General features: G+C 40.5%; 15 protein-coding genes. 10 read left to right on the forward strand and 5 right to left on the reverse strand.

All coding sequences use genetic code 11. The features are described 5' to 3' along the window. Positions 1 to 37 precede the first annotated feature (37 nt). Entirely contained in the window at positions 38 to 1,339 is a 1,302-nt protein-coding gene (locus tag FTV38_RS06515; protein WP_180010391.1) for a DUF945 family protein, read from the forward strand. A gap of 189 nt (positions 1,340 to 1,528) precedes the next feature. Continuing rightward, entirely contained in the window at positions 1,529 to 1,996 is a 468-nt protein-coding gene (locus FTV38_RS06520; RefSeq protein ID WP_180021991.1) for a hypothetical protein, read from the forward strand. A 41-nt stretch (positions 1,997 to 2,037) separates the two neighbouring features. Here the strand turns inward: FTV38_RS06520 and rlmKL are convergent, their stop codons facing one another. Then, positions 2,038 to 4,242, reverse strand: a complete 2,205-nt coding sequence (gene rlmKL / locus FTV38_RS06525) for a bifunctional 23S rRNA (guanine(2069)-N(7))-methyltransferase RlmK/23S rRNA (guanine(2445)-N(2))-methyltransferase RlmL (protein ID WP_078188622.1) — start codon at positions 4,240 to 4,242, stop codon at positions 2,038 to 2,040. Between the two features lie 221 nt (positions 4,243 to 4,463). Between rlmKL and FTV38_RS06530 the strand changes: the two genes are divergently transcribed. The 5 genes from FTV38_RS06530 (at position 4,464) to FTV38_RS06550 (ending at position 10,300) form a co-directional block, all read left to right on the forward strand. Beyond that, positions 4,464 to 4,820: a hypothetical protein gene (locus FTV38_RS06530; RefSeq protein ID WP_180021992.1), complete on the forward strand. Its 357-nt coding sequence runs from the start codon at positions 4,464 to 4,466 to the stop codon at positions 4,818 to 4,820. Between the two features lie 369 nt (positions 4,821 to 5,189). Beyond that, positions 5,190 to 6,206 (forward strand): aspartate carbamoyltransferase catalytic subunit, encoded by a 1,017-nt coding sequence (locus tag FTV38_RS06535; RefSeq protein ID WP_180010388.1) that lies wholly within the window; start codon positions 5,190 to 5,192, stop codon positions 6,204 to 6,206. A 9-nt stretch (positions 6,207 to 6,215) separates the two neighbouring features. Then, on the forward strand, positions 6,216 to 7,451 hold the full coding sequence (locus FTV38_RS06540; RefSeq protein ID WP_180021993.1) for a dihydroorotase: 1,236 nt from the start codon (positions 6,216 to 6,218) through the stop codon (positions 7,449 to 7,451). Between the two features lie 223 nt (positions 7,452 to 7,674). Further along, a complete protein-coding gene (locus tag FTV38_RS06545; protein ID WP_180021994.1) occupies positions 7,675 to 9,150 on the forward strand; it encodes an OmpA family protein in 1,476 nt (491 codons plus the stop codon). A gap of 121 nt (positions 9,151 to 9,271) precedes the next feature. Beyond that, complete coding sequence (locus FTV38_RS06550; RefSeq protein WP_180021995.1) at positions 9,272 to 10,300, forward strand: DUF1311 domain-containing protein; 1,029 nt, start codon at positions 9,272 to 9,274, stop codon at positions 10,298 to 10,300. 49 nt (positions 10,301 to 10,349) lie between these two features. Here FTV38_RS06550 and FTV38_RS06555 read toward each other — a convergent pair whose 3' ends face one another. Both FTV38_RS06555 and FTV38_RS06560 read right to left on the reverse strand, forming a co-directional pair. Then, positions 10,350 to 10,796, reverse strand: a complete 447-nt coding sequence (locus tag FTV38_RS06555; RefSeq protein WP_078188616.1) for a universal stress protein — start codon at positions 10,794 to 10,796, stop codon at positions 10,350 to 10,352. A gap of 141 nt (positions 10,797 to 10,937) precedes the next feature. Beyond that, on the reverse strand, positions 10,938 to 11,381 hold the full coding sequence (locus FTV38_RS06560; protein WP_078188615.1) for a universal stress protein: 444 nt from the start codon (positions 11,379 to 11,381) through the stop codon (positions 10,938 to 10,940). Positions 11,382 to 11,692: 311 nt separating this feature from the next. Between FTV38_RS06560 and FTV38_RS06565 the strand changes: the two genes are divergently transcribed. From FTV38_RS06565 to FTV38_RS06575, 3 genes are all read left to right on the forward strand, one after another. Then, positions 11,693 to 12,700: an alpha/beta hydrolase gene (locus FTV38_RS06565; protein ID WP_180021996.1), complete on the forward strand. Its 1,008-nt coding sequence runs from the start codon at positions 11,693 to 11,695 to the stop codon at positions 12,698 to 12,700. Positions 12,701 to 12,781: 81 nt separating this feature from the next. Continuing rightward, on the forward strand, positions 12,782 to 13,126 hold the full coding sequence (locus tag FTV38_RS06570) for an SMR family transporter (RefSeq protein WP_180021997.1): 345 nt from the start codon (positions 12,782 to 12,784) through the stop codon (positions 13,124 to 13,126). Position 13,127: 1 nt separating this feature from the next. Then, positions 13,128 to 13,688, forward strand: a complete 561-nt coding sequence (locus tag FTV38_RS06575; RefSeq protein ID WP_180021998.1) for a TetR/AcrR family transcriptional regulator — start codon at positions 13,128 to 13,130, stop codon at positions 13,686 to 13,688. Positions 13,689 to 14,018: 330 nt separating this feature from the next. Here FTV38_RS06575 and FTV38_RS06580 read toward each other — a convergent pair whose 3' ends face one another. Beyond that, positions 14,019 to 15,188 (reverse strand): benzoate/H(+) symporter BenE family transporter, encoded by a 1,170-nt coding sequence (locus tag FTV38_RS06580; RefSeq protein ID WP_180021999.1) that lies wholly within the window; start codon positions 15,186 to 15,188, stop codon positions 14,019 to 14,021. A gap of 252 nt (positions 15,189 to 15,440) precedes the next feature. Next, entirely contained in the window at positions 15,441 to 16,091 is a 651-nt protein-coding gene (gene leuE / locus FTV38_RS06585) for a leucine efflux protein LeuE (RefSeq protein WP_180022039.1), read from the reverse strand. Between the last annotated feature and the right edge of the window lie 56 nt (positions 16,092 to 16,147).

Genomic DNA, 16,147 nt, shown 5'->3' on the forward strand with positions numbered 1-16,147 from the left:
AGTATACTGCGCAAAGAATAATCAGAATGAGAAAGACATGTCGAAGTTGATGTGGGGAATTGGCAGTTTAGCGGTGCTTTCAGCAGCAGTGGTGGGAGGGAATTTATATGCAGATAAATCTCTTGCCCAATTTTATACACAGAATAATTGGTCCGCAGCTGTACAAGATGTTGATGTAAAGTACAGCAATTATCAAATGGGCTTGATGGGCGGAACGGTCGATTGGGTATTAACCCTGAAAACAGACCCGTGTAAACCCAAAGAAGTGATTGTCTTGAAAGGTACCGATCAGATTCAACGTGGGTTGAAAGGCTATAACATCAACTCGAATTTTAAGATTGTTCAACAACAAAGTACGTCCGAATATGCCAAGCTTTTTGGCACGGACTTAACGGCAAAAACGTTAGTCAATTGGATTGGTCAAAGTAAAACAGATCTACAGATTCCTGCATTTAAAACGACTGCACAGGGTGCAACGGTACAAGCTGATGCCAGCCAATTGCAAATTCGGATCAGTAGTTTACCGGGGCAAGTCACTAAGGTATCTGAGCTTTCAATCCATTTACCTGTGGTTCGGTTGAGTGAAGGTCCAATGCAAACCATGGTGCAAAATTTTTCGATGAAGACCAATCAAGGTCTAAATCAGAAAAATCTTGAAAATGGCTTTGTTGAAATCCAAGCGGGTTCTATCAAACGTTTAGATCAAAAGTTCTCAGGCGGCATGCGTGGTATGCAACTGCGTTGGGAGACCGAACTAAATAAACATGATGTGGACTTTGAAGGCTACTTAAAAGCTGATGAGATGGATTTCCCAGGTTCACCAGTCACCAAAGATTTCGCACTAAATTTGGCATTGCATAAAGTCAATCTAGATAAAGTTCGTGCATTTAGTGAACTTTTGCATCAGGTGGAAAATTCATGCGATGCAGTGGGTGAATCAAGTGAAGAAATGACTCAAGCTTTCTTAGCTATCGCAAGCCAAGGTTTTGATTTTGAGTCTAAAGATAACTCGATCAGTATTGGTGGAGGTAAAGCCTCTGCAAATGTCGTGGGGAAAGTCATGCCGGGTCACCATGCCTCAATGGAGTCTTTTATTAAAATGGTGCCGAGCTTACTGGATTTTCAAGCAGACTTAAGTTTTGATAAAAATATGATGACTGCAATCATGAATAACTTTTTACAATTACAGGGCAAAAGTTTGTCAGGACAGGAAGCTGAAGCCATGTTTGCAGGTTTTGAAACATCAGGGCAAGGCAAGCGCGATGGCAATAACATGGTCATGAGTATGCAATATAAGTTCGGTCAAAAGCTTTTTGGTCAAGCCATACAAAAGAAATAAGCAACCAGTAGTGAGTAGTTAAGTTTAAAAAATATAAAACCGTCATTGATTGACGGTTTTATATTTTTAGCTGCGGAATCATGATGTTCACTTTATCGGAACACAGCGGCCTAGCCATTGTTGAACAGTTGAAAAGTTGCTAGCGTCAATGGGCAACTAGCCAATGAAAACAACAATAGGAAAGACACGATGTCACACGATTATTTTTTTAGACGGAAACTTGTTCAATCATCCATGCCTAAATGTTCTTGGGTAAAACACAGTCTTATTAGTAGCATTTTTCTGATCGCTGTTCAGTCTACAGTTTTTGCGAGTACTTCAATTTCAGATCAACGTTTGTCGAATGAAACGCAAGGTAAAAAACAATTTAGTGAAGAAACCTTAGATATTATTGAGAGTGAAGCAGCTAAACCCAAAGAAGAGCAGCAGAACAATTCAAATCATAAATCTAATCGTAATAATAAGATCATTCAGGAGATCCAGCTTGAAGGCTCAACCATGAGTGATTATTTGCTTCAAAAGAAAAGGGCAGCGGATCAGGTCGGGTTAATACAATCTCCAGAAGTTGCACCGATTAACCGTATTGTGCTGCAAGAGCGACATGAAAATATTCGAGTAACGTATCCAGATGGCGTCGTGGTTGAAATGAAGCACTGACGTGCTTCATTTCATAGATCAGGAATTTCTAAAGTCAAACCTTAGATTTGTGGATGAGTGATTTTCCATGCACGGTGAATTTTGGTATTACGTTTAAAGTCTAGGCCAATGGTTTCATTGCTGATTTCTTCAACGTCAAACATTGCCATGATCACATCGTCCATCTCAAAACCACGGTAGTTGTTTGAGAAGTAAAGCGTTCCGTCAGTGGTTAAACGGTTCATGGCACGTTTAAGCAAAGACATATGGTCGCGTTGGACATCAAACGTACCATAGAACTTTTTAGAGTTAGAGAATGTTGGTGGGTCAATAAAGATCAGGTCATATTGCTCGTGACCTTCTTTCAACCATTCAAAACAGTCGCTAGAGAAGAACTGATGTTGTTCATCTGCATGATCTACTGTCAAACCATTCAGTACAAAGTTCTCTTTAGACCAGTTTAGGTAGGTATTTGACAAATCGACACTGGTCGTACTTGCTGCACCGCCAAGCGCTGCATGTAAGCTCGCTGTAGAGGTATAGCTGTATAAGTTCAGGAAGTGTTTACCTTTGGCTTCTTTGGCAATCCGTAGACGCATTTGACGATGGTCAAGGAACAGACCTGTATCGAGGTAGTCTGTTAAGTTCACCAAAATCTTTGCTTTGCCTTCTTGAACGATAAAACGTTTAGACGCAGTACTTTGTTTGGTGTACTGATTTTTACCTTCTTGGCGGGCACGTGTTTTAATGAAAATCGCATCACGACCTAAGCCTGTCACTGCACGAATCGCTTGCAGTGCTAAGTTAAAGCGTTTTTTGGCTTTTTCAGGGTCAATTTTTTTCGGTGGTGCGTATTCTTGTACGTGTAAACGATCACCATATAAATCTACCGCGACATTAAAGTCTGGCAAATCGGCATCATATAAACGTAGGCAGAAAATATTTTCTTTAACTGCCCATTTTTTAAGATTCTGCATGTTTTTTTGCAGACGGTTAGTAAAGTCTTCTGCACCTTCAATTTTTTCAAATTGTTGAGGTTCCCAATGCTCGAGGAAAGGCTTTTGAACTGCCGCAGGTTTGACTGTACCAAAACGGACGTAAATTGGCAGCTTACCATTCATCAAACGCAAAATTTGCGGATCATTAAAGGCAAGGACATCGGCCTGTTCAACTTGTGCTGCAATAATCGCAGCAGGCTGGTTCGGGAAGTTCTTTTGTAATAGTGCCGATAAACCTAAATACAGAGCACGGTTAGAGGCTTTATCACCTAAACGCTCACCGTATGGCGGGTTGGTGACAACAAAGCTTTTCTTACCTGTTGCTTGGAAATCTGGCCAGTCTGCAAGTGTACGTTCTTCAATCTTAATTTGATCAAGTACAGATTCGAAACCTGCCGCGATAATATTTTGTTTGGTTGCTTTTACCGCTTCCCAGTCTGCATCAAATGCATAGAATTGTGGCAGAGGGTTTTCAAGTGCGGCTTTATGACGTTCAGCAGCTTCGCCTTTGATCGACATCCAAAGTTCATGGTCATGACCATTCCAACCATTAAAACCAAAACGACGAACAAGGCCTGGCGCGCGGTCAGTCAAAATCATTAAAGATTCAATGATAAATGTCCCTGAACCACACATTGGGTCCAAGATAATATCGGGTTGATGCTGTTTAAGTTTTGCTTTCTGTAAGATGGCAGCCGCTAAGTTTTCTTTAATCGGTGCATCTGTCATGTAGCGACGGTAGCCGCGTTTATGCAGAGAATCACCTGATAAATCTAAGCAATAAGTATGTTCAGTTTTGCCAGCTAATACATACAACGTAATTTCAGGTTGCTTAATGTCAATGCTAGGACGTTTGCCCACAGCTTCCATAAAGGAATCGACCACACCATCTTTGACACGTAAAGTTGCGAACTGAGAATTGACTTTAATGTCACGTTCGATGTGTAAACGAACAGCAAATGTACTTTGTGGTGCAAAAATAAGTGACCAGTCAAAGTTTATTGCACCTTCATAGAGCTCTTCCGCTACATCACGTGCATCATGCGTGAACTCTAATTCATGTGTATGAATCGGGGTGAGTACACGAGAAGCCAAACGTGACCACATGCAAATACGGTATGCATCTTCAAGTGTGCCTTTGAATACAAGACGACCCGGGAATTGTTCAATATTTTGAACACCTAAACCTTCAATTTCCTCGCGGAGTAAGGTTTCCAGTCCATCTGCACAGGTAACCCAATATGTAGAAAGACGCGGTTTCGAATTCATGTAAATTTCCAAAGGCAAAAAAGCAATCGCATATTTTAACGTATTTTCGTGGATTTGGGCGGACGATATTGCGCTGAAACGGGAGAAATATCGGTAGATTTGAATGACTTTATCAAATTTATTCTGTGTACATTGTGAGAAATATCACTTAATGGTACAAAAATTGCTATAACCCTGATCAAATTTCGATCTTTATAATATTGATATCATTAGGGGTATTTATGACAGGGCTGGCAATCAATAGTCAATCAAACGCATTTTCAATCGCCACTTTAATTTACGCGCGTTTACGTCGTGTGTCAGGTCGGGTTATTGACGCATTATATGTGGTTGAGAATGTCGAATACGCACGCTTTGTTTCTAACTTGGCTTTGGAAACGGCTGATCCTGAATTATCTCGTTTAGTTGCACGTTTATATAGTGAGTTGAATTTGCATGAAGTTGCAGTTTCAGCACCAGAAGAACCAATAGTTAGCTCAGTTCAATCTGAAACAGCAGAAATTTTAATGAGCGAACCGACTGCGGAAGACATCTGTAAAGCACAGGTTGCACATCGTTATATTGGCGCGTTGCGTTAATTCAATCCCGCTGTGAGCAGCAGCATAAATTTCCTGCTGCACGCAGCCTGACGTATCAACTCTCTTTCTTTATTTCACAAGTTATTTAACTGCGCAGAAGGCGGCTGTTTATAGCTGAACTTTATCGGTTTGAACGTATTCAATTCAATCAAAAATAAGGACAGATAGAAGTCCTGTTTGAAGGCTTTTTGAAAGGGGAAAGGTGAAGTTTAAATTAAAACGTTTAATTTATCTAATTGAAATGATAGATAGGAATTTGAAAATTCATTTTGAATAACATCATGCGTTTGCATTGAACGTTGAAAACTTCAACTGCCATTTGCCAAGATTCTCTGTATAATGCGTTAACTTAACGATAAGGAATCTCTCATGCACTTGGCGGCATTGCATACACCGAGCCAGATTCAACTCAACCAAGATGGTAACTTAAAACATTTCCTCACCATCGAAGGCCTTTCTAAAGAAACTCTCACAAAAATATTGGACACTGCACAGTCCTTTTTTAATGACCAAAATCAGCTGATTACCAACAACCTTTTAGAAGGCCGTACGGTAATGAACCTGTTTTTTGAAAATTCAACACGTACCCGTACCACTTTTGAAGCGGCAGCAAAACGTCTGTCTGCAAACGTATTGAACATTGATATTGCGCGTTCAAGTACATCAAAAGGCGAGACACTGCGTGATACCTTGTGGAATTTAGAAGCGATGGCGACCGACATTTTTGTGGTTCGTCATTCATCGTCAGGCGCGCCGCACTTTATTGCCAAAGATGTTTGTCCGCATGTGGCAATCATCAATGCAGGCGATGGCCGTCATGCGCATCCTACGCAAGCCATGTTGGATATGTTGACGATTCGCCGTGAAACCAAAAAGAATTTTGAAGACATTTCCATTGCCATTATTGGCGATATTAAGCATTCGCGTGTTGCCCGTTCAGATGTCGCTGCATTGCAAACATTGGGCTGTAAAGATATTCGTGTCATTGCGCCAAATACTTTGCTGCCTTACGGTTTTGATGATTATGGCGAAGGCATTCGTCTGTTCAACAATATGGAAGACGGCATTCAAGACTGCGACGTGATTATTACTTTACGTATTCAAAACGAACGTATTGATTCTCCTGCGCTGTCATCTCAAGCCGAATTCTACAAAATGTACGGTTTGAATAAAGAGCGCTTGGCTTTGGCAAAACCTGACTGCATCGTGATGCATCCGGGACCAATGAACCGCGGTGTTGAAATTGACTCGAGTATTGCCGATGGTGCTCAGTCGGTGATTTTACATCAGGTGACCAACGGTATTGCGGTGCGTATGGCGGTACTGGCTTTGGCAATGCAAGGTCAGTTGCAAGAAAAAGGTTTAATTGAAGCGATTGCGGTTTAAAGGATAGTCATGAGTATTGTTAAAGTTGAAAATGTACGTGTCTTAGATCCAATCAATCAAACTGACAGCGTACAGACAGTTTATATTGAAAATGGCCGATTGGTTGCCGAAAGCAATGCCGCTGAAACCATTGATGGTCAAGGCAAATGGCTGATGCCAAGTATGGTTGACCTTTGCGCGCGTTTACGAGAGCCGGGTCAGCAGCAGCACGGCACTTTAAAGTCAGAAGGTAAGGCTGCGCGTGCGAATGGTATTTTGCATGTGTTTACCCCGCCTGACTCTAAACCGATTGTGCAAGACAATGGTGCATTGATTCATGGCCTGGTGGAAAAAGCCATGCTAGACGGCGGCATTTATCTGCAGGTGATTGGCGCGCAAACTCAAGGCTTGTTAGGCAAGCAGCCTGCGAATATGGCGGGTTTGAAAAAAGGTGGCTGTACTGCGGTATCGAATGCTAATGCGCCATTTATGGACGATGATGTGGTGATTCGTACCTTAGAATATGCTGCGGGTCTGAACATGACCGTTGTGTTCTATGCCGAAGAGCCGCAGATTGCCAAAGATGGCTGTGTGCATGAAGGTTTTGTCGCATCTCGTCAAGGTTTGCCGATGATTCCTGCATTGGCGGAAACCGTAGCCATTGCAAAATACTTATTGATGATTGAAGCTACTAAAGTGCGTGCGCACTTTGGTCTGTTGTCATCAGGTGCATCCGTTGAATTGATTAAACAGGGCAAAGCGAAAGGTTTGCCGGTCACTTGCGATGTAGCCATGCACCAATTGCATTTAACGGATCAGTTGATTGACGGCTTTAATTCACTTGCGCATGTTCGTCCGCCGCTGCGTTCTGAGCAAGATAAAGACTTGCTCCGCCAAGCAGTGAAAGACGGTGTGATTGATGCGATCTGTACGCATCATGAGCCGCTGAGCAGCTCTGCGAAAATGGCGCCTTTTGCTGAAACACAACCTGGTTTTACCGCATTTGATACCTATGTACCTTTTGGTATTCAACTGATTCAAGAAGGCCTATTAAGCCCACTGGAATGGGTTGAGAAAGTTACACTCGCACCGGCAAAAGTGGCCAATATGCAACAGCGTTGGGCAGATGAAGCGGGTTGGGTACTGGTCGATCCAGAGCTTGAGTGGACTATTAATAAAGACACGATTGTATCAAATGGTAAGAACACACCATTAATTCAGCAAACGGTAAAAGGTAAAGTAGTTCACGCTTTTTATGCCGTTTAAGCGCACGCTCAACATGGAAATTTGTTGATTCTCAGAATTTTGATTAGACATTAAAAAGTCAGCTTCGGCTGGCTTTTTTAGTGAAGATTGAAATTAATAGATTGAAAATAAAAGAAGAAATTAAAGCGTTGACAAGTCCGAACAAATTATTACATTTGATCAAAAAATAAGCATATAAACTGAAGTACACATGAAAATAATGACAACTGCATGGAGTACAAATATGAGTATAGATTTATTAGCGCTGATTAAGCAGCACGTCTCCTCGATTGTGCTGGACGGTGATACACAACACTTAACTGAAAAAAATTCAGCCATTAGCCAGTTTATTCCATTCCTGTTAAATATTTTTCGATCCAAACCTGAATTTATTGATGCCTTTCAAAAACAGTTAAACCCTCGTATTAGTGATATATTTTCAGCAAATCCCACATTAAAAGAACAATTTTTGCAACATCTCGGTGGCGGTACGGCCCCAACGTCAGAAATAGAGCAAACCTTAAACCACTCTATAGCTCCAACTTTAGGGGCACTTGAAAATGAAGCGGGTTCATCTGATCCCGTCGCAATCACGCATTTACTTGATAATCATGCAGATAGCATTTTGGCGGCACTACCACAATGGGCAGTACCTTTACTCGCAGGTTTAGGGGTCAACACTGCAGCTGGCCGTACATTACACCAAGCACCTGTTGTTGAACCAACACCTGTTATCGTTGAGGAAAAACGCTCGAATTGGTTATTGCCAATTATTGCGCTGCTTATATTATTGGGTCTGATCGCATTTTGGTTTAAGTCTTGTACTAATAAAGAAGAACCAACCACCTCTGCAACAACGGTTGCACAGCCTGCGGCATCTCAGCCAGCGCATATGCAATTTAGCACCGGTACAGATGGGCAGTTAACCAACTGTCAAATTCAAACTGGTGATTCAAATTATCTTGAAATTTTGCAGCAACAAGTCAAACAGATCTTTAACTTTAATACGGGTTGTGGTGCTTCATCTGATGCCAGTTACCATACTCAATTTATTGATCAAGATACCATTCCAACGGTTCTGCAAAAACTTAAAGGTGTGCCAAATACCACTTTAACCTGGACAGAAAATCAGTTATCGATTTTGTCGCAAAATCCTGCGGATGCTCAAAGCCTTGCCAATCAAATTAAGCCTTTAGCAAAAAATATGACGGTATTGGTTCAAGAAGGTGTGAGTGAACAAACTGCAGTAGATAACAGTATTACTGATGCACAAAAAGCATTAGCGAGTATTAACCCTGAACAAGTTCGTGCTCTAGATGTTGCGACTGCGCTGAACTTACAAATTATTAATTTTGCGACAGGTTCATCTGATATTCCTGACGTGAATAAATCAATTTTGGATCAAGCGGCAGCGTTAATGCAGCGCGCTACAGAAGTACATCTGACTGTACAAGGTCATACCGATGCTGTGGGTAATGCGGAAGCGAATAAAGCTTTATCGCAAGAGCGTGCACAAGCTGTGGTGGATTACTTGGTGTCGAAAGGCGTTGATCCTGCACAGCTTCAAGCGGTGGGTTATGGTCAAGAAAAACCGGTAGCAGAAAACAGCACCAAAGAAGGTCAATTCAAAAACCGTCGTATTGAGTTTGAAGTTTTAAATACCGAGAATGGCAAAGTACGAGATGTTACCAATGAAGGCGTGACTGAAAAGGCCAATTAAAACCGTACTAAATGAGATGATATATAAAAAATCCCTGCACATGCGGGGATTTTTCTCGTCAAAGCGCTGTAATTTTGAGTAAAATACGCCCGAAGAATAAAATCATAATGGTACTTATACAATGAAAAAAATAGTCATCACGAGCCTCATGTTGTCTGCGGCATTAATATCCGGCTGTGATAATTTTAAAAATAAAAAAGATACAGAAGCCAAAACGGAAGCGCCTGCTTTGGAAGATTGGAGTTGTACTGCACAAGCCAATATTGACCAATTGCAAGATCATTTAAAAAAAGAATATCTCAAAGAATTAAACAAAGAAATACGTCAGTCAGATTATGAAGCCGATCAGCAACTCATGGATCTGATTGTAAAAAATCTAAAATTTAACATTCAAAATGTCACGACTTTAACTGAAGACCCTAATAAAGCCAAAACATTGGAATGTAGCAGTCAATTGTTGGTGGTTTTCCCGAAAGGATTACAAAAGCGTGCTGAAAACGCCTTTGCTGAACGACCATGTGATGAAGGCTGTGAAGAACGTGGTAATTATACTTTGAATGATTCACTCGAAGATGGTGAGTCAGGCTTAAGCATGGACAATGATCAGCTTAAAGGGAACTTTAGCTATAGCATCACTAAAACGGACAAAGATGGTTTAAGTTTAAGTGTCCCAAGTCAAAATGACGTAATTGATAGCGTTGTCACAGTGACACGTCATGCGGTGTTATATGCGGCATATAGTGCTCAAAATAAGCGAGATGAAGAATCCTATCAGCAAGGGATGGAGAGCCAATCTCAACAAATGAGCCTTGCACAAAAGGCGATGGATATTCGTAAGAAAGAGCTAGATCAGGATAATGCCAAAGTGGTGGATCGTCTCAATCAGACTTGGGATCGTTTTAGTGATGAACAAAAGGCGCAGTTACAGCAAGATCAAGCAGACTGGTTTGAAAAGCGTGATATCGATTGTAAAGTGCTTGCGCAAAAAAGTGTTTATTCATTAAATGAAAGTGAAAAAGAGACTTATCAAAAGCATTCGCAATACTGGGATGAGGCGATGAATACGCAAAATCAAGAGTTGCAATATACCAAATGCTTTAATCAGAAAACTACAGAACGAATTGTATATTTAAACAACGTTTTTAATTGATCTAAAAGAAGAAAAGCCCTCAATTGAGGGCTTTTTTATGAATCTTAGTTTATTGCTTGATGATCAAAACAGGAATTGGGCACTGCGTTAAAATATTTTGTGCTACGCTGCCCAGCATGGCTTTTTTCAAACCTGTACGTCCATGCGAACCCATGATGATTAAGTCAGCAGAGATTTCATCAGCCACTTGTAAAATCCCTTCTGTTGGCGATACACCATGAATCAAACGGGTTTTAACTTCGATACCATCACGTACAAAGGTTTGTTTGATATCTTCTAAACGCAGCTGAGCACTTTTTTCAGCTTGCATAAAATATTCAGTGATTGCAGGTGCAACAGCATAGAAATCGACACCAACGAATGGATCAACAGCAACAACGCTGACAATGGTCACTTGTGCATTTTGACTTTTAGCCAAGCTGAGGGCATGTTCAACAGCAGAATATGAAATTGGAGATTCATCCACAGGGACTAAAATTTGTTGATATTGACTCATATCCGCTTCCTTAATATTTTAAATGTTATCAATCTAATCTTGCGCTATTCACGATATTGTATGAATTAGACAAAAGGGTAAGCTTATTAGTGAAGGGTGTGCTGAATACAAAAAAGCCCACATGATGTGGGCTTAGTCATCTTAAGCTTTTACAACCAACACGGGTAATTCAGTATTGCTGAGTACATCTTGTGCGAAACTACCGAGTAGCATTTTCTTAAATCCTTTGCGACCATGTGAACCCATCACGATCAAATCGGCTTTCACTTCATTGGCTGCTTCTACTACACCTTCAGCAGAAACTTGACCTTTAATAATCTTACTTTGTGCATCTATACCAACTTCAGTCGTGATTTGCACAGCTTCTTTTAATGCAGATTCTGCATTTGCGTAAGCTTGTACGAAATATTCTTTCATGATTGATGAAGAATAATAGAAGTCTGCATCGGTAAATGGGTCTTCAGCAACAAGGCTGATTAAAGTGAGTTGGCTGTTAAACGCCTTGGCAATAATTGCAGCTTTTTTAACTGCAGAAAACGAGATTTCTGAACCATCGACAGGTACTAAAATGTTTTGATATGACATGGAACAATCTCCTGTAATTTTGCTTTTAAACCCTTTAGATTATTGATAACACATTGTCGTGCATGGTTCAATTTATTAATCTAAAAAATATTGTAAATTCATAAAATTACATAAAATAATGTCGATAAGTCGTCAAATAAATCTGAGTGGAAAACTCGGACTTTGCTCAAAAAATATTAAAATAAAATCGACTAATTTTCTCGGATTTTGAGCTTAAAAGATCAATTTGAACTTTATAAAAATAAGCCTAAACTATATACAGTTTTAAATCTAAGATTTATAACAGAATTGATGCGATTGGATAGTTAGATATGTCATATAAAGTAGGGTTGGTTGCACTCAGTATTTGTGCAGTGTTGCATTTGTCTGGTTGTCAAAACACGCAAAGCAGTACCAAAGTGATTGCAGGCGCATTTAACTTATCGACACAAGTCCAAAAGACCTTTATCAACCTACATGCACCTGACAATGTTATTGTGCAGTCAAATATTCAATATCTACAAAATCCAAATTTAAGCTTGGATATCTATCAACCTGAAACAAGTACGGTTATTGCACCAAGACCAACGATTGTTTGGATCCACGGGGGCGGTTGGGTCTCAGGTTCAAAAGAGCATGCAGGTGGATATTTTAAACGGCTCGCAGCCCAAGGCTATAATGTGGTTTCGGTTCAATATCAGTTTGCACCTGAAGCCATTTATCCTGCACAGCTCAACCAAATAGATGCAGCACTGATGTTTTTAAATCTACATGCTGCACAATATGGCATTGATTCGCAAAATATGTATTTGGCAGGGGATTCTGCAGGTGCAAATATGGCCAGTCATTATGCCGCCTTGGTTACGAATCCAGATTTTGCGCAAGCGTCAAAGATTCAACCTGTATTAAAGCCTTCACAGCTTAAAGGGCTGATTTTGCATTGTGGTATTTATGATTTAAACAGCTTTGTAAATACTGCACCCGCAGAGATTGGACTGATCGAGTGGGGCGTCTATAACTTAGTTCAGGCGTATACCGGAGACAATAAAGATGATGCCGAGTTTTTAACGCGTATTTCAACGGCCTCAAATATTAATTCAAATTATCCGCCTGTATTTATCAGCGGTGGCAATAAAGATTTTTTAACCAAAACGCAATCTGAGCCTTTTGTAGAAAAATTGCAGGCAAATAATGTACCTGTGACAGCGGTTTTTTATCCAGATTCGAAAGAATTTTTGGTACATGAATATCAATTTATGATGAGTAAAAAGGCCAGTCAGCAGACCTTCGATCGCACTTTAGAATTTTTGCAACAACACACACAGACCGTCAAAAATTAAAAACAGACTTAAAAGGCTTGCAGAATAATCTTTAACTTAATAACATACCTACCAGTCGGTATGTTTATTTTGGAATGATTAATGAATTCGGTAACATTGGCCTATGGCTTACTGTCATTGGCGATTATCTCAGAAGTAATTGGTTCGACATTTTTGGTGAAGTCAGAAGGGTTTACCAAACTTACGCCTTCATTGGCTGTCGCAGTTTTATTCTGTTTGGCATTTTATTTATTGTCTCAGGTGATTAAAGTCATACCACTTGGTATTGCTTATGCCATTTGGGCGGGTGTCGGTATTGTTTTAACTGCACTAATTGGCTACTTTATCTTTCGTCAAAGTTTAGACCTCCCAGCCATGTTAGGGATAGGCCTGATTGTTTCAGGTGTGGTCGTAATTAACCTGTTTTCAACTTCTGCTGGACATTAATATGGATAATCCACATCAGCGCAAGAAAGAACCTCAACTGATACGCCAAAGTATTTTGCAGCATGCAATCCGTCTTGCTGCAGATAAAGGTGTCAACGGGGTGTCGATTCAAGCCGTTGCGGATTTAGTTGGGGTCACAAAAGGCGGTGTATTTCATCATTTTTCAAACAAACAAAAGCTCTTAGAGTCCATGATCGTCATGCTTTTGGCTCAATTAGACGAGGTCGTTGACCGATTAATTGACGAAGACCCTGAGCCATACGGTCGTTTTACCCGAGCCTATATTGAAATTACCTTAGAAAAACAAATCATGGGTTTGCAACAGTCATGGTCCGCGATTTCGATGACCATGCTGACCGATAAAACTTTTAATGAATATTGGATCGAATGGATGAACTCACGTTTAGAGCGACATCATCAGACCGATTCGGATATAAAACTCAAAATTGTTCGTTATGCAGCTGATGGTATTTGGCTCACCGCTTTTACAGAAGTGGAAGACGAAAGCGAAACCGAATTATTAAAACAAGAACTGATCGCCCGAACGTATCGAGCGAAATAGATTAAATAACTGATGTTATAAACGTAAAAGTAATTACGCATTTTTAAAATGATTTTTAAGTCTATTCGACGGAGTCTTACATCTAGGGATTGAATAGATGGATTAGCCTTCGGCTGGAGGTGCTTTTGTTTAGGTAAAATGAGAAGCGTGCTTCGTAAGGAAGCCATCTTGCGGAGCATTGCTCCCCACCGCAAAACTCGTTCACTAGTGTCTAATTATTCAAAATATCGCAAAAATATTCTTGATTAGAAGTAGTCCTATCTCAAACACTTGCGGATGACGTTACCGCGTATCATTCTTTTATTTGAAGCAAATTATTTAACTGAGGGCTTAATTTCTTTTATATTTGAAAATAGCATGTACGACTAAACCAAAGACCAACCCCCAAAACGCGGAACCAATACCAAAAAACTGTACGCCCGATGCACTAAACAAGAAGGTGAGTAGAGCAGCGTCACGTTCACTCGCTTCTTGGAAAGCAATGACGATGTTGTGTCCAATGGTGCCGAGTAGGGCAATGCCTGCTAAAGCGGTAATAAACACCAATGGGAAAGCGGTTAAGAAACTCACCAAAGTGGCTGCAAACAGGCCCATCAAAATATAAAAGACGCCACAGGTCATACCTGCGATATAGCGCTTTTTCTCATCGGGGTGGGCTTGGTCATCTAGACTGATTGCCGCACTAATCGCAGCAATATTGACACTAAAACATCCAAATGGCGCGAGTAGCGTTTGGGCTGTCCCAGTCCAACCGATCAGTTGATTGACGTGGGGTTGATAGCCATAACTTTTAATCATGGCTAAACCCGGTAAATACTGAGAGGCCATATTGATTACAAAGAGTGGTAGTGCTAAACCCAGTATTGCTGAGATCGAAAATTCAGGTGTAACCCAAACAGGCTGTGCGAGTTCTAAATTAAGCGCCGGTAATTGAAAGCCAAGTAACAATGGACAAAGCATAATGCCAATGATCACCGTAATGACAATGCTATAACGTGGTAACAGTCGTTTACTGATGACATAGGCAGCCAGTAAACCCAGAACGAATGCCCATTCATTTTGTAAACTGACAAATAACTCAATGCCAAATTTTAGGAGTACGCCTGCTAACATTGCACTGGTTAGACTTTGCGGGATATAACGCAGTATTTTTTCAAAAATGCCTAAAAATCCGAGTACTGCTGTCAATAAGCCACAGACCAAGAATGCGCCTAGAGCGGCATTCATGCTGTAACCATTTGCAGTCGCTAAAATCAGTGCCAGTCCTGCAGTGGACCATGAAGTCGCAACGGGATATTTAAATTTCCAAGACAGAATCAGCCCGCTTAAGCCGATACCCAAACCTAGAGCCCAAAACCAAGAGGTTATTTCTGCTGTGTTGGCACCGAGCATTTGTACAGATTGGATCACCAAAACAGCCGAGACACTGATCCCGACTAAGAACGTAATAAAACCTGCAAAAGCAGCTGGAATGGAGAAGTCTTGGAGTAGTTTTTGCATAATGATCGAGCTATGACTATTGTTGGCGCAGATTTAGGATGACATTTTTCAGGATGATACGCTCAAGTCATGTACAGTAAAAGTGCTCATCGAGATATTATGGAAATACTTTATTTATTCACAAATGGCACTTTAACAAATGGCACTTTAATAGTACGAACCGACAACCACACATTGTGGATGTTTCATCCATTTAAAATTTAAAGGGATATGGATTTTCCTAAAAAAACAGTACTACTTTGCCTATGTCGGTTACATGGTAGATGTCGCAAGCTTTAGACCAAATCCACAAAATAGAAGACCAACTGCTGCGACACAGCATGCCGTAAATTTATAACGATGGCTAAAATAGGTGGCCAGTTTTGCACCCGAAAAGATCAAAATCGTTAAATAGCTCATACTGATAATTTGCAATACGATCGCGAGTACGGTAAATGTAATCGCAGGATATGGATATGCAGGATCAACGAATTGCACAAAGAACGATAAGTAAAAAAGAATGGCTTTAGGGTTTAAAATACTGATGGTTAATGCAGTCTTAAACGGTTTCAATTCATTCAAACTCAGTTGCTTGGTGTCGAGTTGTTCTGGCATCTGAACGGCATTCCATGTTTGGTAGGCAGCCTTGAAAAGTTTGATACCTAGATAACTTAAATACAGCGCACCGACAATTTTTAATAATAAGAATAACCAAGGGAAGGCGTGAAGTAAGGATGCAGCCCCTAGAGCGGTGAGTAAGATTAAGATCAAATCGCCAGTATAAACGCCAAAAGCACCTAAATAGCCGACCTTAATGCCATAGCGAGAAGCAACAGACATGACATAAAGTGAATTTGGCCCGGGTAAAATCACAATTAATATCGTACCAATAATAAAGGTCGTTAAGTCTGTGATTCCAAACACTGAAGACACTCAAATAAAAAACCGAAGCTGTAGTATACAACTTCGGTTCTAGATGA

It is taken from the genome of Acinetobacter sp. YH16044, assembly GCF_013417145.1.
GTDB classification, from domain to species: Bacteria; Pseudomonadota; Gammaproteobacteria; order Pseudomonadales; family Moraxellaceae; genus Acinetobacter; species Acinetobacter amyesii.